Origin of the sequence: Pseudomonas cuatrocienegasensis, assembly GCF_900110925.1 — a bacterium.
Classification (GTDB): domain Bacteria; phylum Pseudomonadota; class Gammaproteobacteria; order Pseudomonadales; family Pseudomonadaceae; genus Aquipseudomonas; species Aquipseudomonas cuatrocienegasensis.
Genome location: NZ_FOFP01000004.1, coordinates 1 through 16,649 on the forward strand (window position 1 = coordinate 1; position 16,649 = coordinate 16,649).

The following is a 16,649-nucleotide window of genomic DNA, read 5'->3' on the forward strand; positions in this document are numbered from 1 at the left end:
ATCGCTCACTCGGATCGCGGCAGCCAATACGCCAGCGCGAGCTATAGAGCACTGTTGGCCAGAAACGATATGCAGCAGAGCATGAGTCGTAAAGGTAACTGCTGGGATAACTCAGTGATGGAGCGCTTCTTCCTGAGCTTGAAAATGGAGCGGGTATGGCGGCGCGATTATGCCAACCATGCCGAAGCGACACGCGACATCACTGAATATATCGTTGGGTTTTACAATAACGAGCGACTGCATTCGAAACTGGGATATCTGCCACCGACCGTTTACGAACAAACGATGGCGTCGGAACGACCTATCGAGGTGTCCGGGATTAGTTGACCACTACAGTCGGTTGTTGATGAGGGCTTTATCGCGAATAAAGGCTAGGCGCCCCCTTAGCTCCTACAGGTGGGTTAGTCAGCAGGTGTTGTGGGGCTGGCCCCCTCAAGGAGAGGGCCAGAGGGTGACGATCAGGTGCGCAGGATTTCGTTGATTGAGCTTTTTTGCGGGCGCAGGGCGCTGTAGACCTGCCACAGCACAAAGGCCAGGGCCAGGCCGAGGAAGGTGGCGGCAATCGGGTTGGCCAGGAAGGCCAGGAAGTTGCCATCCGAGAGCATCAGGCCACGGCGCAGGTTGGTCTCCGCCATCGGCCCGAGGATAAAGCCGATGATGAATGGCGCCGCTGGCATGCCCGCCTTGACGAAGGCGAAGCCGAGCAGGCCGAACAGCAGGATCGACCAGACGTCGAACAGGCGGCTGGACAAACCGAAGGCACCGACCACGCAGAGCACCAGGATGATCGGCAGGAGGATGTGCTTAGGCACGTCGAGCAGCTTGATAAACAGGCGCAGGCCGTAGAACTCCATAAACAGCATCATGAAGGTGGCGACGATCAGCGCAGCGAAGATGGTGTACACCAGCGGTCCCTGGCTGATGAACAGCAACGGACCGGGCTGGATGCCGTGGATCAGGAAGCCGCCGAGCAGGATCGCGGTCACGGTATCGCCGGGGATGCCCAGGGTCATCAACGGCAGCATGGCGCCGCCGATACCGGCGTTGTTGGCGGTTTCACTGGCGACCACGCCACCGATGTTGCCCTTGCCGTAGGACTCGGGGTCTTTGGCGCGCTTTTTGGCGATGATGTAGGCCACCAGGTTGGAGGTACCCGCACCGATGCCCGGCAGGATGCCGATACCCAGGCCGATCAGCCCGGAGCGTCCGGCGTTGGGCAGTTGTTCGCGAAACTCCTTGAGCGAGAAGCCGAAGCCTTTGATGTTTTTCATGCTCACCGATTTGGCCTTGCCCTGTTGGGCACGGCGACCGGTTTCGGCTACGCGGATGATTTCGGCCACGGCGAACATGCCGATCATTACCGTGAGCATGGCGAAGCCGCCATTCAGTTCGGCGACGCCGAAGGTGAAGCGGCGGACCGCTTCCACTGGCGCAATGCCGACGGTTGAAACGGCGAAGCCCAGGGCGCCGGCGAACAGGCCTTTGACCATGGAGCCGGCCGAGAGGGTGGCGATCAGGGTCAGGGAGAACACGGCGATGGCGAAGTATTCATGGGGGCCGAAGCGCAGGGCTATCTTGGCCAGTTGCGGGGCAATCAGCATCAGTGCAGCAATGCTGAACAGGGTGCCGAGGAACGAGAACACAATGCCGACGCCCAGCGCCTTGACGCCATGACCCTGCTCCATCAGCGGGCCGCCATCGAACACCGTGGCGATGGATGAGGGCGTGCCGGGGATTTTCAACAGGATCGCCGAGATCAGCCCCCCGGAGGTGGCGCCGATAAACAGTGAGACCAGCAGTGACAGGCCGGCTTGTGGGCCCATGGTGAAGGTCAGCGGCAGGCACAGGGCCACGGCCATGGTGGCCGACAGGCCAGGCACGGCGCCGAAGACGATGCCCACGGCCACGCCGATGGCCATCAGCAACAGAATGTTCAGTGAGAAGACAGCGCCGAAGCCTTGCTGCAGTAAGTCGAGCATGGTCGATCCTCCTTAGAACGGCAGCAGCCCGGAAGGCAGCATCAGATCGAAGGCCTCGCGGAACAGCAGGTAGATGAGGGCCGAGGTGACCACGGCGATCAGGGCGTAGAGCAGGTGGTTGCAGCGGGTGTCGAGCGGGGTGAGCACGACGAACTGCAGGTACAGGTAGACCGCGGTCATGATCGGAAAACCGACCGGGTTGAGCAGGGCGACATAGCCGACGATCAGGGTCAGGGTTTTGATCACCGTGGCCACGTCGCTGCGCTCGGCAGGTGCGGCGTCACTTTCACTGTCGCTGGGTGCCACGTTGGCTGGGACACTGGTGAAAGCGCTGAACAGTTGCAGGGCGCCGAGCAGGCAGAGCATCGCGGACAGCAGGGTGGGCACGAAGGCGGCGTCGATGCCGCTGTGGCCCGGCAGCTGCAGGGTCATCAACAGGTAGCCGAGCGCAACGCCGAGCATGACAACGCCGATCAGCAGTTCCTTTTTATTGCAGGTAGCCATCAGAACACCTCGAATAGGGGCGCCGGCCAGCGCGAGCGGGCCGGCGCCATGGCTTACTTGGACTGACGCAGGACGTCCTTGAACTGCATGAAGTCGTCACGGGTCTTGGCCAGTACAGCCTTGGCCTCTTCGGTACCGAAGTAGGCGACTGGCTGCTTGAAGGTTTTCTTCAGCTCATCGGCGTACTCAGGCTTCTCGGTGATCTGCTTCATGATGTCGGCCATCTTGGCCACGATTGCCGGGTCGGTGCCTTTCGGGAACGCCACGACATAGGGCTTGTCGATGGTGAAGTCGACGCCTTGCTCTTTGAACGTCGGGATCTCACCGAGCAGGGCGTTACGCTCGCTGTTGGGTTGGCCAAGGGCGAACATCTGGCCGCCGGTGACGTAGTCCTGTACCGAGCCGTAGCTGATGGCGCCCAGGTCGATACGATTGCCAAGCAGAGCGACGACCTTCTCCGACACGGTGCCGGCATCGACCATCTTCAGTTTCACGCCGGCCAGCTGTTCGAACATCAGCCCCTGGATATGCGAGAAGCTGCCCATCTCGGTGCCGTAGCTGACGCTGTTGGGGTTGGCTTTGGCCTTGTCGATCAGCTCTTGCAGGGTTTTCACCCCGGCGCTCTCGCCGGCGACGAACACGGCGCCTTTGTCCACGCCTGCGATGCAGGAAATATCGAAGGCGTCATAGCTGTCATCCGACAGACCGGCCACTTCGTTGACGATCAACTGGCCGGTGTGGGTGAACAGGATGGTATTGCCGTCCGCCGCCGCGCCTTTTACCTGCTCGGCAGCCAGGGTGCCGCCACCGCCGGCGACGTTGGTGACCACCATGTTCTTGCCGGTGATCTGGGTGAAGTGCTTGGCCATCATGCGCGCGTTGAAGTCGGTGTCACCGCCGGGGTTGGCGATGACCACGACCTGCACCGGGCGAGTCGGCCAATTGACGCTGTCAGCGGCAAAGGTGTGGCTGGCAGTGAAGGTCATGACAGCAGAGAGCATGGATGCGCAGAGTGTTTTTTTCATTGTAGGTCTCCGGTTTTGGTGAAGCCTGTGAGGTGCGGGGTGTAGTCAGTGGGTTTAACGGCCGAGGCTCGGCTGCTTGGGATCGTATTGCCAGCCAGGTACCAGGTACTGCATGGCCATGGCGTCGTCGCGGGCGCCGCTGGCGACCTGTTTGTACAACTCGTGGGCGGCCATGATGCGGTCCATGTCCGGCTCGATGCCCAGGCCCGGTTTGTCGGGCACCTGGACCTGGCCACCGACGATCTGCAGAGGCTCGCGGGTCAGGCGTTCTTCGCCTTCCTGCCAGATCCAGTGAGTGTCGATGGCGGTGATGCGCCCCGGTACGGCGGCGGCCGCGTGGGTGAACATGGCCAGGGAAATGTCGAAATGGTTGTTGGAGTGCGAGCCCCAGGTCAGACCGAACTCTTCGCACACCTGGCCAAGGCGCACGGCGCCCTGCATGGTCCAGAAGTGCGGGTCGGCCAGCGGGATGTCGACGGCTTCCAGGCGCAGCGAGTGGCCCATCTGCCGCCAGTCGGTGGCAACCATGTTGGTGGCGGTGGGGATGCCGGTGGCGCGCTTGAACTCGGCCATCACTTCGCGGCCCGAGTAGCCGTTTTCCGGGCCGCAGGGGTCTTCGGCGTAGGCCAGCACATCACCTTGGCCGCTGCACAGGGCGATGGCCTCGGCCAGCGACCAGGCGCCGTTGGGGTCGAGGGTGACGCGGGCATCGGGGAAGCGTGTCTTGATCGCGCGCACGGCGGCCATTTCATCTTCGCCGCGCATCACGCCGCCCTTGAGTTTGAAATCCTTGAAGCCGTAGCGCGCATGGGCCGCTTCTGCCAGACGGGCGATGGCCTCGGGCGTCATCGCGGCCTGGTGGCGCAGGTGATACCAGTCGTCGGCTGCGCCCTGGCCGGCCAGGTAGGGCAGGTCGGTGCGCTGGCGATCGCCTATATAGAAGAGGTAGGCGAGCATCGGCACCTGGTCGCGCTGCTGGCCGCTGCCGAGTAGGTCGGCCACCGGCACATCGAGGTGCTGGCCAAGCAGGTCGAGCAGGGCGGCCTCCACAGCGGTGATGACGTTGTCCAGGCGCAGGTTGATTTCGTGAGGCTGCTTGAGCACCCGCGCTTCGGCTTCCGAGGTCACCTTGTGCTGGGTGGTCTGCGGTCCTTTGGCCGGGCCGGCGATGGCCTGGCGCAAGCGATTGAGGGTACGGTTATAGCGGCCAATCGGTTGGCCGATGACCAGTTCGCGGCAGCGTTCCAGTGCCTGACGGATGCCTTCGCCGCCCGGTACTTCACCGCACCCGGTGCGTCCGGCGCTGTCGCTGAGCAGTACCAGGTTACGGGTGAAATAGGGTGCGTGGGCGCCGCACAGGTTGAGCAGCATGCTGTCGCGGCCGGCCACGGGGATGACTTGCATGGCGGTGACGGTCGGGGTGATGGCGTGGGGCATGACAGTCGCCTTGGGTCAGGGCGCAGTGCGCGGCAGTGAATGGAGAGGGGCGGGTGTAGCGGCGTGGGCAACCTGGCGAACGGGCGCGGGGCCGCTGACGGAGACGGTCTGGGTGGCCTGCTGAGCGGCGGCTCGTGGGGCCATGGATGCGCAGGAGATCGCAGGCATGGGGCAAAGCTCTGTTTTGTTTTTATTGGTATGTCATAGGTTGTCGTATGACTTGCTGAGGTTTTTACCAGCGCTGTCACGCCTTTGTCAACGCGCACTGGTAGACGGCATGCGTGGCCGCTGGCGCTATCCCTGGGCTCGCGCGGCAGCTGCTGGATGCCTTATATTCCGCTCTAGGCCGGTTATTTCGCCGGTGTCTGGCGGATGCACGACGGGGTGCCAGGAAAGGCGGGGAGATGAGCGAAAACATGCCGTCATGCAAAAGGGGGATGTTTTTTTTATTGTTGTACGATAACGTATCTCTACAGCTGCGGCTGCCGATTCCCACTACAACAACTCGCTTTACAGGGTGTTCGAATAATGAATCCACAAGAACTGAAGTCCATCCTCTCTTCCGGTCTACTGTCTTTCCCCGTGACCGATTTCGATGCTGCCGGTGATTTCCGTGCCGATACCTATGCGCGCCGCCTGGAATGGCTGGCCCCTTACGGTGCCTCGGCGCTGTTCGCTGCTGGCGGCACAGGCGAGTTTTTCTCCCTGACCGGTAAAGAGTATTCGGCGATCATCAAGACCGCTGTCGACACCTGCGCCGGCAGCGTGCCGATCCTCGCCGGTGTTGGCGGCCCGACCCGTCAGGCCATCGAGATGGCGCAGGAAGCCGAGCGCCTGGGCGCCAAGGGCCTGCTGCTGCTGCCGCACTACCTGACCGAAGCGAGCCAGGAAGGTGTTGCCCTGCACGTTGAGCAAGTGTGCAAGTCGGTGAAGATCGGTGTGGTGGTGTACAACCGCAACGTCTGCCGTCTCAACGCCCCGCTGCTGGAGCAACTGGCCGAGCGTTGCCCGAACCTGATCGGCTACAAGGATGGCCTGGGCGATATCGAGCTGATGGTGTCGATCCGTCGCCGTCTGGGCGATCGCTTCAGCTACCTCGGCGGCCTGCCGACCGCTGAAGTCTACGCGGCGGCCTACAAGGCCCTGGGCGTACCGGTGTACTCCTCGGCGGTGTTCAACTTCATCCCGAAAACTGCCATGGACTTCTACAAGGCCATCGCCCGTGATGACCACGAAACCGTCGGCAAGATCATCGATGACTTCTTCCTGCCGTACCTGGACATCCGCAACAAGCGTTCCGGTTATGCCGTGAGCATCGTCAAGGCCGGCGCAAAAATCTCCGGTTACGACGCCGGCCCCGTACGTGCGCCGCTGACCGACCTGCTGCCCGAGGAATACGAGCAGCTCGCGGCGCTGATCAAGGCCCAGGGCGCTCAATAAGCACCGCACCTATCGGGTTGCACGCGGCACATCGCGTTCAGCCCGGCAGGCCGCTCGGGGCCCGTCTCGGCACCTTGCGCACAGTGGAGGTAATGTGTGGCCAATCCCCCGCGTTATGACAACTACATCAACGGCCAGTGGGTTGCAGGTGCGACCTATTTGAGCAACCTCAATCCGTCGGACCTGTCCGATGTGGTTGGCGAATATGCCCAGGCCGATGCCGAGCAGGTCAGCCAGGCGGTCAGCGCTGCGCGTGCCGCGTTCCCGGCGTGGTCGACGGCGGGCATTCAGGCGCGCAGTGATGCCCTGGACAAGGTCGGCAGCGAGATCCTCGCGCGTCGCGAAGAGCTTGGTGTGCTGCTGGCCCGGGAGGAGGGCAAGACCCTGCCCGAAGCCATCGGCGAAGTGACCCGCGCCGGCAATATCTTCAAGTTCTTCGGCGGCGAGTGTTTGCGCCAGTCTGGCGAGGTGCTGGCCTCGGTACGCCCTGGCGTATCGGTCGAAATCACCCGCGAGCCTCTGGGCGTGATCGGCCTGATTACCCCGTGGAACTTCCCCATTGCGATTCCTGCCTGGAAGGTTGCCCCAGCCCTGGCCTACGGCAACTGCGTGGTGCTCAAACCGGCCGATCTGGTGCCGGGTTGCGCCTGGGCGATTGCCGAGATCATCTCCCGGGCGGGTTTTCCGGCGGGGGTGTTCAACCTGGTGATGGGCAACGGTCGGGTGGCGGGGGAGACCCTGGTGCAGCACGCGCAGGTCGACGGCGTCAGCTTCACCGGCTCGGTGGGCGTAGGCCGTACCATCGCCGCCAACTGTGTGGCACGCGGTGCCAAGGTACAGCTGGAGATGGGCGGCAAAAATCCGCAGGTGATCCTCGACGATGCCGACCTCAAGACCGCGGTCGAGTTGTCGGTGCAGAGTGCGTTCTACTCCAGCGGTCAGCGCTGCACGGCTTCCAGCCGTTTGATCGTGACGGCCGGCATCTATGACCAGTTCGTCGCGGCCATGGCCGAGCGGATGAAGTCGATCACCGTCGGCAATGCTTTGGAAAAAGGCGTGGATGTCGGCCCGGTGGTGTCCCAGGCCCAGCTGGATCAGGACCTGCGTTACATCGAGATCGGCAAGCAGGAAGGCGCTCGCCTGGTCTGCGGTGGCGAACGGGTACGCTGCGCGAAGGACGGCTACTACCTGGCGCCGACCCTGTTTGCCGACAGCACCGCCGAGATGCGCATCAACCGCGAGGAAATCTTCGGTCCGGTGGCCAATATCGTGAAGGTCGCCAACTACGAAGAAGCCCTGGCCATGGCCAACGACACCGAGTTCGGCCTGTCGGCGGGCATCTGCACCACCTCGCTGAAATATGCCAACCATTTCAAGCGGCATGCCCAGGCCGGGATGGTCATGGTCAACCTGCCCACTGCCGGGGTGGATTACCACGTGCCGTTCGGTGGTCGCAAAGGCTCGTCCTATGGCAGCCGCGAGCAGGGCAAGTACGCCCAGGAGTTCTATACCACGGTGAAAACAACCTATATCGGATGAGTACTGCAGGTGGATGGGAGGCTGTGGGAGGGGCTTTAGCCGCGACAGTTTGCGAACGGTTTTCGCGGCTAAAGCGGTTCGCCGCCCGGCCCCTCCCACATAGTCTTCGCCACACCTACACCCGCTAACAACAATAAGGGAACGGTCATGAGTACACAGAACACTGCCGGCGCCGTTGCAGGTGCCCCGATCATCACCGAGCTGCAGGTCGTTCCGGTTGCCGGTCACGACAGCATGCTGCTCAACCTGAGTGGTGCCCACGGCCCATTCTTTACCCGCAATATCCTGATTCTCAAAGACAACGCCGGGCATATCGGCGTTGGCGAAGTACCGGGTGGCGAAGCCATTCGCCAGACCCTTGAGGACGCCCGCGCGCTGCTGGTCGGCCAGTCCATCGGCAACTACAACGGCTTGCTCAATCAGGTACGCCAGGCCTTCGCCGACCGTGATTCCGGTGGCCGTGGTCTGCAAACCTTCGACCTGCGCATCGCCATTCACGCCGTTACCGCTGTGGAAGCCGCGCTGCTCGATCTGCTCGGCCAGCACCTCGGCGTGCCCGTCGCCGCACTGCTCGGTGAAGGCCAGCAGCGCGATGCCGTAGAGATGCTCGGCTACCTGTTCTTTATCGCCGACAAGGGCAAGACCGACCTCGGCTACCGCGATGAGCGTGACGCCGACGACGCCTGGTTCCGCACCCGTAACCAAGAGGCGCTGAGCCCGGAAACCATCGTCCGCCAGGCCGAAGCCGCCCATGCGCGCTATGGCTTCAACGACTTCAAACTGAAAGGCGGCGTGTTGCGCGGCGCCGAGGAAGTCGAGGCGATTCGTGCCCTGGCCGCACGCTTCCCCGACGCGCGCGTGACCCTCGACCCGAACGGCGGCTGGTCCCTGGCCGAAGCGGTGCACCTGTGCCGTGACCTGCACGGCGTGCTGGCTTATGCCGAAGACCCCTGCGGTGCGGAAAACGGCTACTCCGGCCGCGAGGTGATGGCCGAGTTCCGCCGCGCCACCGGGCTGCCGACCGCGACCAATATGATCGCCACCGACTGGCGGCAGATGGGCCACTGCATCCAGTTGCAGTCGGTGGACATTCCGTTGGCCGACCCGCACTTCTGGACCATGCAGGGTTCGGTGCGGGTGGCGCAGATGTGCAACGAGTGGGGCCTGACCTGGGGCTCGCATTCCAACAACCACTTCGACATTTCCCTGGCCATGTTCACCCACGTGGCCGCCGCCGCGCCGGGCAAGGTCACCGCCATCGACACCCACTGGATCTGGCAGGACGGCCAGTACCTGACCCACAACCCGCTGCAGATCGAAGGCGGACTGGTGCAGGTGCCGAAGGCGCCGGGTCTGGGTGTGGAGCTGGACTGGGATGCCCTGGCCAAGGCCCACGAGTTGTACAAGGGCATGGGCCTGGGCGCGCGCAACGATGCCGTGGCCATGCAGTACCTGATCTCCGGCTGGCAGTTCGATAACAAGCGGCCCTGTCTGGTGCGCTAGACCGGCAGGCCGACGGGTCTGCTGCCAGAGGGCAGTAGACCCGTCTTATTCGAATTCTTGTCGAGCTCGCCCCATGCAAGCAGTCAAACCTGGCCGGGTGCGTTTCTCCATCCTGCTGATGCTGTTCCTGGTCACCACGGTCACCTTCGCCGACCGCTCCAGCCTGTCGATTGCTGGGGCGGCGTTGCAGACGGACCTGGGCATCGATGCGGTGCTGCTCGGCTATATCTTTTCGGCGTTCGGCTGGGCCTATGTGATCGGGCAGATTCCCGGTGGCTGGCTGTTCGACCGCTTTGGCGCCAAGCGCGTCTACCTGATCACGCTGTTCTGCTGGTCGCTGTTCACCCTGGCGCAGGGTTTTGTCGGTGCGTTGCCGTTGGCTTGGGCGGTGGTCAGTTTATTTGTGCTGCGCCTGGCGGTGGGCTTTGCCGGCGCGCCCTGTTTTCCCGGTAATGCGCGGATTATCGCGGCCTGGTTCCCGACCCGCGAGCGTGGCACCGCCACGGCCATGTCGGCCTCGGCGCAGTATGCCGCCACCGCCGTGTTCGCCCCGCTGATGGGCTGGGTGGTGCAGGACATGGGCTGGCAGTATGTGTTTTTCGTCCTTGGCGGCCTGGGTCTTCTGCTATGCGGTGTATGGCTCAAGGTGATGCATGGCCCGCGCGAGCATCCACGCCTGGGCGAAGCGGAGTTCGCCCATATCGAAGCCGGTGGTGCGCTGCTCGACATGGCCCCGCGAGCGGCCGGGGCGGGCGGCTCGCAGTGGCGCTATTTAAAACTGCTGCTGACTCAGCGCACGCTGATCGGCCTGTACCTCGGCCAGTACTGCAACAATGCGATTACCTATTTCTTCCTCACCTGGTTTCCGGTGTACCTGGTGCAGGCGCGGGGCATGACCATTCTCTCCGCCGGTTTTGCCGCCTCGCTGCCGGCGATCAGCGGTTTCGTTGGCGGGGTGCTCGGCGGCCTGGTCTCGGATGCGCTGCTGCGCCGCGGCTGTTCCCTGACCCTGGCGCGCAAGCTGCCCATCGTCGTCGGCATGTTGCTGGCGAGCAGCATCGTGCTGTGCATCTATGCCGACAGTGATGCGGCAGTGATCGGCCTGATGGCCCTGGCGTTCTTCGGCAAAGGCTTTGGTTCGCTTGGCTGGACTCTGGTGGCCGACACCTCGCCCCGGCAGATCGTTGGCTTGTCCGGCGGGCTGTTCAATACCTTCGGCAACCTGGCCGCGATCACCACGCCTATCGTGGTGGGCTACCTGGTCAGCCTGACCGGCTCGTTCGATGCGGCGCTGCTGTATGTCGGCGCCAACGCCTTGCTGGCGGTGATCAGTTACCTGGTGATCGTCGGTCGTATCAACAGAATCGAGCTGGACGAGCCGCCAGTTCCGGCGGCTGGCAGCACCGTGGCTGCGTCCAGCGCGAAATAAAATAACAGGAGTACATGTCCATGCAGTTGATTCCCCATCAGGATTCGCCGCGCTACATCCGCCTGCACCCGGCCGACAACGTTGGCGTGGTGGTCAATGAGCAGGGCGTGGCCAAGGGCGGTCGTTTTGCCGATGGCCTGGAGGCGGTCGAAGGTATTCCGCAGAGCCATAAAGTGGCGTTGCAGGACATTGCCGTGGGCGGCGACGTGGTGCGCTACGGCGAGGTTATCGGTTATGCCCTGGAGCCCATCGCCGCCGGGCGCTGGGTGACCGAGGCGCAACTGCGTATGCCCGAGGCGCCGGCCCTGGACAACCTGCCCAAGGCGACCCTGGCCGCTGCGCCGGTCGAACCGCTGAGCGGCTACACCTTCGAGGGCTTCCGCAACCCGGATGGCACGGTCGGCACGCGCAATATTCTTGGCGTGACCACCACCGTGCAGTGCGTGGTCGGCGTGCTCGATCACTGCGTCGAGCGGGTGCGCAAGGAGCTGCTGCCCAAGTACCCCTATGTCGATGACGTGGTCGCGCTGTCGCACAGCTATGGCTGCGGCGTGGCGATCAATGCGCCGGATGCGGTGGTGCCGATCCGCACGCTGTACAACATCAGCCGCAACCCCAACCTCGGCGGCCAGGCACTGGTGATCAGCCTTGGCTGCGAGAAGCTGCAGGCCAGCCAGTTGATGGATGGCGACCAGTTGACCAATGGCATGGACGAGGAGGACTGGCTGTTCCGCCTGCAGGATTCCAGCAACGGCTTTGCCGGCATGGTCGAGCAGATCATGCAGATGATCGAGGCGCGGTTGCAGGTGCTGAATGAGCGTCGCCGCGAGACGGTGCCGGCGTCTGAATTGTCCGTTGGCATGCAGTGTGGCGGCAGCGATGCGTTTTCCGGCATCACCGCCAACCCGGCCCTGGGCGTGGCTGCCGACCTGCTGGTGCGCGCCGGTGCCACGGTGATGTTCTCGGAGAACACCGAGGTGCGCGACGGTATCCACCTGCTGACCCCGCGAGCGGCTTCGGTCGAGGTCGCCGATGCGCTGATCCGCGAGATGGACTGGTATGACCGCTACTTGCAGCGCGGCATGGCCGACCGCAGCGCCAACACCACGCCGGGCAACAAGAAGGGCGGGCTGAACAATATTGTCGAAAAGGCCATGGGTTCGATTGCCAAGTCCGGCTCCAGCACCATCGCCGGGGTGGTCTCGCCGGGTGAGCGGGTGCGTGGCAAAGGCCTGTGGTTCTGCGCCACGCCGGCCAGCGACTTTATCTGCGGCACCCTGCAGATCGCCGCCGGGATGAACCTGCATATCTTCACCACCGGTCGCGGCACGCCCTACGGCCTGGCCATGGTGCCAGTGATCAAGGTCGCCACCCGCACCCAGCTGGCCGAACGTTGGCCGGACCTGATCGACGTCGACGCCGGGCAGATCACCAGCGGGCGCATGACCCTGGACGAAATGGGCTGGCACATCTTCCAGCTGTACCTGGATGTCGCCAGCGGCAAGCAACAGACCTGGGCCGAGAAGCACCGCCTGCACAACGACCTGACCCTGTTCAACCCGGCCCCGGTGACCTGAGATGAGCGGACTTTCCGCCGCCCTGGTGCAGGCCCTGCACGCGGTGGTTGGCGACGCCGGCCTGATCCGCGATGCCGAGCGCATGCAGACCTACCTCAGCGACTGGCGCAACGCCTACCGTGGCTGTGCCGCGCTGGTGCTGCGCCCGGCCAGCACCGAGGAGGTGGCGGCGGTGGTGCGCCTGTGCGCCGAGGCAGGCGTGGCGCTGGTGCCCCAGGGCGGCAACACCGGCTTGTGTGGCGGCTCGATACCCGATGACTCGGGCGAGCAAGTGGTGCTGTCGCTGACGCGCATGACCGCCATCCGCGAGGTGGACACGGGCAACGAAACCATCACGGTCGAGGCCGGGGTGATTCTCCAGCGCCTGCAGGAGGCTGCCGCCGAGGTGGGCCGGCTGTTCCCCCTGTCGCTCGGTGCCGAGGGCAGTTGCACGGTCGGCGGCAACCTGGCGACCAACGCCGGCGGCACCGCCGTGCTGCGCTACGGCAACATGCGCGAGCTGACCCTCGGCCTGGAAGTGGTGCTGCCCGATGGGCGCATCTGGCATGGCCTGCGCGGCTTGCGCAAGGACAACACCGGCTACGACCTCAAGCAGCTGTTTATCGGCGCCGAAGGCACCCTGGGGATCATCACCGCCGCGGTGCTCAAGCTCTACCCGGCGCCGCGCAGCTGCAACACCGCCTGGGTCGCCCTGGCGGATGTGGCCGCCGCCATCAGCCTGATCGGGCGCATGCGCCAGCTGTGCGGCGACCGCCTGACCGGCTTCGAGCTGATGTCGCGGCAAAGCCTCGACTTTGTCGTGCGCCATGTGCCGGGCTGCAACGATCCCTTTGCGCAGGTGCATCCCTGGTACGTGCTGATCGAACTCAGCGACACCCAGGTCGATGCCGGCCTCGATGCCCTGCTCGAAAGCGGCTTGGGCGAAGCCTTTGAAGAGGGCCTGGTAGTGGATGCGGTGATCGCCAGCAGCGAGGCCCAGGTTGCCGCACTCTGGGCGTTGCGCGAGGGTATTTCCGAGGCGCAGAACCATGAAGGGCCGAGCCTCAAGCACGATATCAGCGTGCCGGTAAGCTGCATCCCGGCGTTTATCGAGACCACCGACCAGGCCCTGCTGGCGTACCTGCCCGGCGTGCGCATCGTGGCCTACGGGCATGTCGGCGACGGCAACCTGCATTACAACCTGAGCAAGCCACCCGGCTATGCCGATGCCGATTTCAAGGATCAGCAGGCGGCACTGATGCAGATCATCTACGACGCCACCGCGCGCTGTGCCGGCAGCATCAGCGCTGAGCATGGCCTCGGCCAGGCCAAACGCGAGGCCGCCGAGCACTACAAGGACCCACTGGAACGCGAGTTGATGCGCACGATCAAACAGGCGCTGGACCCTCAAGGGTTGATGAACCCCGGCAAGGTGCTCTGACCTATTTTCGCGCCGGCGCTGCCGGCACCCTGCAAGGAGACTGCATGACATCCGTCCTTCAGATCGGCCCTTTGACCGAACGCTTCAACACTGCCCTGGCCGCCGATTACGCGGTGACCTGCCTGTGGCAACAGGCCGACCCTGAGGCCTTTCTGCGCGAGCAGGGCGGCGCATTTGAGGTGGTGGTGACCTCGGCGCGTTTCGGCTGCTCGGCCGAGCAACTGGTGCTGCTGCCTAACTTACAGGCGATCTGCAGCTTTGGTGTGGGCTACGACGCGATTGCCGTGGAGGCGGCGCGGGCGCGGGGCATCCCGGTCAGCACCACCCCCGATGTGCTCAACGACTGTGTGGCTGACCTGGCCATGGGCTTGATCATCGACTGCGCGCGGCGCATCAGCGAGACGGAACGCTTTGTGCGCGCCGGGCGCTGGTCGGATACGCCCTGGACCGGCCTGGGCCGCAAGGTCAGCGGCAAACGCCTGGGCATCGTCGGCCTGGGCCGAATCGGTGAGGCGGTGGCCCAGCGTGCGGCCGGTTTCGCCATGCCGGTGCGTTATCACAATCGCCGGCCCGTCGCCGGTAGCCCCCTGGGTTACGAGGCTAATCTGCTCGATTTGGCGCGCTGGGCGGATTTTCTTGTGCTGACCTGCCCGGGCGGCGCGTCTACCCACCATCTGATCAATCAGGGCGTGCTGGAAGCCCTCGGGCCAAGCGGTTGCCTGATCAATGTCGCGCGCGGCTCGGTGGTCGATCAGGATGCGCTGATCACGGCACTGACCGAAGGCCGCCTGGGCGGTGCCGGGTTGGACGTGTTTGCCGCCGAGCCCGACGTGCCTGGGGCCCTGCGCGGCTTGGACAGCGTGGTGCTGGTGCCGCATATCGGCAGCGCCACCGAAGAAACCCGCCTGGATATGGAGCAGTTGCTGCTCGCCAATCTGCAGGCGTTTGTCGAACAGGGTGCCTTGCTCACGCCACTGTGAGCGGCGCCCGCTGAATACGCGGCGCGGCTGCCCGCCGACCGCCTATACGTCGCCTATGGCCACAAGCCTGGCGGCGTCTTCCCTAAGAGTGTCACCCGCTGCATCCCACCCCGGTTCGCCACAAGCGCACCGGGTTTTTTGTTGGAAGAGCATTTCGGTTGGCTATGTCTCAGTTCGGTGTTGCACGGCGCCGCTGCTTCTCGTAGGAGCCGCGCCTCGCGGCGAATAGCAGCCATTCAGCGGTCTATCAGATAGCCCACAAGCTTCGCGCCGGGGGCGGCGCTCCTACGGTCTGCAGGCGACTGCAACAGTCAATTGGGACATAGCCTTTCGTTTCGTCGCGGCTAAAGCCCCTCTCACGGGCTTCTATTTACGGCAGGCGCTCAAGCACTTCGCAGCTTGCCGGGTAGGGGGCCTTGCAGGCGCTGTCGAACAGGCGGCGGGCCTGGGCTGTGTCCTGGGGTACGCCCTGGGCGCCGCGCAGGTAGAGATTGCCGAGGATGTGCTGGGCCATCGGGTTACCGCCGGCGGCCGACTGGTTGAGGTACTTGAGCATGTCCTGCTGATTGGCAAAGTCCGGGTTATCGCGGCCTGTGTAGAGGTACGCGAGGCTCACTGCGGCCATGGCGTGGCCACGGTCGGCGGCCTGCTTCCACCAGTACTCGGCCTGCTTGAGATCGCGGGTTGGGTTGTCCTGGGGTGGTGGTGGCGTGCCGGGCGGTGCCTGGGCGGCCGGTGTGTTACCGATGAAGTAGGCGCTGCCTAGCTGGAACTGGCTGTCCACGTCACCGCGGTTGGCCTGGCTGCGCAGGGTGCTGAGGGCGTCTGCCGGTGGCTGCTGTTGCGTCTGCGCAGGCGGTTCAGCATCGCCAGAGGGTGCAGTGTCCTGGCTGGCGCAGCCGCCGAGTACCAGCATGGCCACTAACAGGGAAGACAGGGAGGCGCGGGTGCGCAGGGTAGGGGTCATGGTGGTTTCCTTGTGCAAGTAACAATGAGCGTAGTGCGAGATGCAACACCAGACCTTATTTAGCCAAGCAAGTTGCGCCGCCGTGATGCAGCCATGCTGGGTTAGTCGGCCTGGGAAGGGGGGTCATGGGCCACGTGCGCAGGCAGACCATGGCCACTCAAGGTTTGCAAATCATGTCGAAGCCGGTTTTTGCGGGAAAATTGTTGTACAAAGGTTATGCAAAACAAATAACCCTGTATCAGGAGATTCTATGTTTGCTCAAATCAGCACCACCACTCAACGCCTCAAGCGCACCCTCATGCTGGCGACCGCAGCCGTCGCATTCGCTGCGATGCCAGCCCTGGCCCATGAGCACGGTGGCAAGAAAGATATCGTCGACACCGCCGTCGCTGCGGGTCAATTCAACACCCTGGTAACCGCTGTCACTGCGGCAGGTCTGGCGGAAACGCTGAAAGGTGAAGGGCCGTTCACCGTGTTTGCCCCTAACGACGCAGCCTTCGCCAAGGTGCCCAAGGCCGACCTGGATGCCCTGCTGGCAGACAAGGAAAAACTCACCGCCGTACTCACTTACCATGTTGTTCCGGGCAAGCTGATGGCGGCTGACCTGGCGGGTAAGACCAGCCTGAAAACTGTACAAGGTGGTGAGCTGATGCTCGACACCAGCAACGGTGTCACCGTCGACGGGGCCAAGGTCATCAGTGCCGATATCGAGACCAGCAACGGTGTGATCCACGTGATCGACTCGGTCGTATTGCCGAAGTAAATCACCCGCTGCATCGCCTAAAGGCCGGCCCTGTAAAGGGTCGGCCTTTTTTATTGTTGGCAGTCTCGGGCTTGCCAAGTGAAATT

14 protein-coding genes are annotated in these 16,649 nt (G+C 63.8%); 9 read left to right on the forward strand and 5 right to left on the reverse strand.

The annotated features are described in order from the left end of the window. Positions 1-327: integrase core domain-containing protein (locus tag BMW49_RS06970; RefSeq protein ID WP_139205695.1), on the forward strand; the 327-nt coding region annotated here is incomplete at its 5' end. A gap of 131 nt (positions 328-458) precedes the next feature. Here the strand turns inward: BMW49_RS06970 and BMW49_RS06975 are convergent. The 4 genes from BMW49_RS06975 to BMW49_RS06990 are packed head-to-tail and all read right to left on the reverse strand — an operon-like array spanning position 459 to position 4,945. Continuing rightward, positions 459-1,979, reverse strand: a complete 1,521-nt coding sequence (locus BMW49_RS06975) for a tripartite tricarboxylate transporter permease (RefSeq protein WP_069519991.1) — start codon at positions 1,977-1,979, stop codon at positions 459-461. A 12-nt stretch (positions 1,980-1,991) separates the two neighbouring features. Further along, positions 1,992-2,483 (reverse strand): tripartite tricarboxylate transporter TctB family protein, encoded by a 492-nt coding sequence (locus tag BMW49_RS06980; protein ID WP_069519992.1) that lies wholly within the window; start codon positions 2,481-2,483, stop codon positions 1,992-1,994. Between the two features lie 53 nt (positions 2,484-2,536). Continuing rightward, complete coding sequence (locus BMW49_RS06985) at positions 2,537-3,508, reverse strand: tripartite tricarboxylate transporter substrate binding protein (protein WP_069519993.1); 972 nt, start codon at positions 3,506-3,508, stop codon at positions 2,537-2,539. A 54-nt stretch (positions 3,509-3,562) separates the two neighbouring features. Continuing rightward, the gene (locus tag BMW49_RS06990) at positions 3,563-4,945 is read right to left on the reverse strand and encodes an enolase C-terminal domain-like protein (protein WP_069519994.1); all 1,383 of its coding nucleotides are present in this window, start codon (positions 4,943-4,945) and stop codon (positions 3,563-3,565) included. Between the two features lie 528 nt (positions 4,946-5,473). Here BMW49_RS06990 and kdgD point away from each other — a divergent pair. From kdgD to BMW49_RS07025, 7 genes are all read left to right on the forward strand, one after another. Next, positions 5,474-6,385 (forward strand): 5-dehydro-4-deoxyglucarate dehydratase, encoded by a 912-nt coding sequence (kdgD, locus tag BMW49_RS06995; protein ID WP_069519995.1) that lies wholly within the window; start codon positions 5,474-5,476, stop codon positions 6,383-6,385. Positions 6,386-6,481: 96 nt separating this feature from the next. Then, positions 6,482-7,924, forward strand: a complete 1,443-nt coding sequence (locus BMW49_RS07000; RefSeq protein WP_069519996.1) for an aldehyde dehydrogenase family protein — start codon at positions 6,482-6,484, stop codon at positions 7,922-7,924. A gap of 147 nt (positions 7,925-8,071) precedes the next feature. Next, the gene (gene gudD / locus BMW49_RS07005; RefSeq protein ID WP_069519997.1) at positions 8,072-9,427 is read left to right on the forward strand and encodes a glucarate dehydratase; all 1,356 of its coding nucleotides are present in this window, start codon (positions 8,072-8,074) and stop codon (positions 9,425-9,427) included. A 73-nt stretch (positions 9,428-9,500) separates the two neighbouring features. Further along, positions 9,501-10,856 (forward strand): MFS transporter, encoded by a 1,356-nt coding sequence (locus BMW49_RS07010; RefSeq protein ID WP_069519998.1) that lies wholly within the window; start codon positions 9,501-9,503, stop codon positions 10,854-10,856. A gap of 20 nt (positions 10,857-10,876) precedes the next feature. Next, entirely contained in the window at positions 10,877-12,433 is a 1,557-nt protein-coding gene (garD, locus tag BMW49_RS07015) for a galactarate dehydratase (protein ID WP_069519999.1), read from the forward strand. A 1-nt stretch (position 12,434) separates the two neighbouring features. Then, positions 12,435-13,853 (forward strand): FAD-binding oxidoreductase, encoded by a 1,419-nt coding sequence (locus BMW49_RS07020; protein ID WP_069520000.1) that lies wholly within the window; start codon positions 12,435-12,437, stop codon positions 13,851-13,853. A gap of 44 nt (positions 13,854-13,897) precedes the next feature. Continuing rightward, on the forward strand, positions 13,898-14,833 hold the full coding sequence (locus tag BMW49_RS07025; RefSeq protein WP_069520001.1) for a 2-hydroxyacid dehydrogenase: 936 nt from the start codon (positions 13,898-13,900) through the stop codon (positions 14,831-14,833). Between the two features lie 370 nt (positions 14,834-15,203). Here BMW49_RS07025 and BMW49_RS07030 read toward each other — a convergent pair whose 3' ends face one another. Further along, on the reverse strand, positions 15,204-15,800 hold the full coding sequence (locus BMW49_RS07030; RefSeq protein WP_069520002.1) for a tetratricopeptide repeat protein: 597 nt from the start codon (positions 15,798-15,800) through the stop codon (positions 15,204-15,206). A 250-nt stretch (positions 15,801-16,050) separates the two neighbouring features. Here BMW49_RS07030 and BMW49_RS07035 point away from each other — a divergent pair, with 250 nt between their 5' ends. Beyond that, positions 16,051-16,563: a fasciclin domain-containing protein gene (locus BMW49_RS07035; protein ID WP_069520003.1), complete on the forward strand. Its 513-nt coding sequence runs from the start codon at positions 16,051-16,053 to the stop codon at positions 16,561-16,563. Positions 16,564-16,649 lie beyond the last annotated feature (86 nt).

What these genes read in the sequence shown, in the direction of transcription:
- BMW49_RS06975 (WP_069519991.1), bottom strand. Translation starts at nt 1,979, where the DNA reads ATGCTCGACTTACTGCAGCAAGGCTTCGGCGCTGTCTTCTCACTGAAC.
- BMW49_RS06980 (WP_069519992.1), bottom strand. Translation starts at nt 2,483, where the DNA reads ATGGCTACCTGCAATAAAAAGGAACTGCTGATCGGCGTTGTCATGCTC.
- BMW49_RS06985 (WP_069519993.1), bottom strand. Translation starts at nt 3,508, where the DNA reads ATGAAAAAAACACTCTGCGCATCCATGCTCTCTGCTGTCATGACCTTC.
- BMW49_RS06990 (WP_069519994.1), bottom strand. Translation starts at nt 4,945, where the DNA reads ATGCCCCACGCCATCACCCCGACCGTCACCGCCATGCAAGTCATCCCC.
- kdgD (WP_069519995.1), top strand. Translation starts at nt 5,474, where the DNA reads ATGAATCCACAAGAACTGAAGTCCATCCTCTCTTCCGGTCTACTGTCT.
- gudD (WP_069519997.1), top strand. Translation starts at nt 8,072, where the DNA reads ATGAGTACACAGAACACTGCCGGCGCCGTTGCAGGTGCCCCGATCATC.
- BMW49_RS07010 (WP_069519998.1), top strand. Translation starts at nt 9,501, where the DNA reads ATGCAAGCAGTCAAACCTGGCCGGGTGCGTTTCTCCATCCTGCTGATG.
- garD (WP_069519999.1), top strand. Translation starts at nt 10,877, where the DNA reads ATGCAGTTGATTCCCCATCAGGATTCGCCGCGCTACATCCGCCTGCAC.
- BMW49_RS07020 (WP_069520000.1), top strand. Translation starts at nt 12,435, where the DNA reads ATGAGCGGACTTTCCGCCGCCCTGGTGCAGGCCCTGCACGCGGTGGTT.
- BMW49_RS07025 (WP_069520001.1), top strand. Translation starts at nt 13,898, where the DNA reads ATGACATCCGTCCTTCAGATCGGCCCTTTGACCGAACGCTTCAACACT.
- BMW49_RS07030 (WP_069520002.1), bottom strand. Translation starts at nt 15,800, where the DNA reads ATGACCCCTACCCTGCGCACCCGCGCCTCCCTGTCTTCCCTGTTAGTG.
- BMW49_RS07035 (WP_069520003.1), top strand. Translation starts at nt 16,051, where the DNA reads ATGTTTGCTCAAATCAGCACCACCACTCAACGCCTCAAGCGCACCCTC.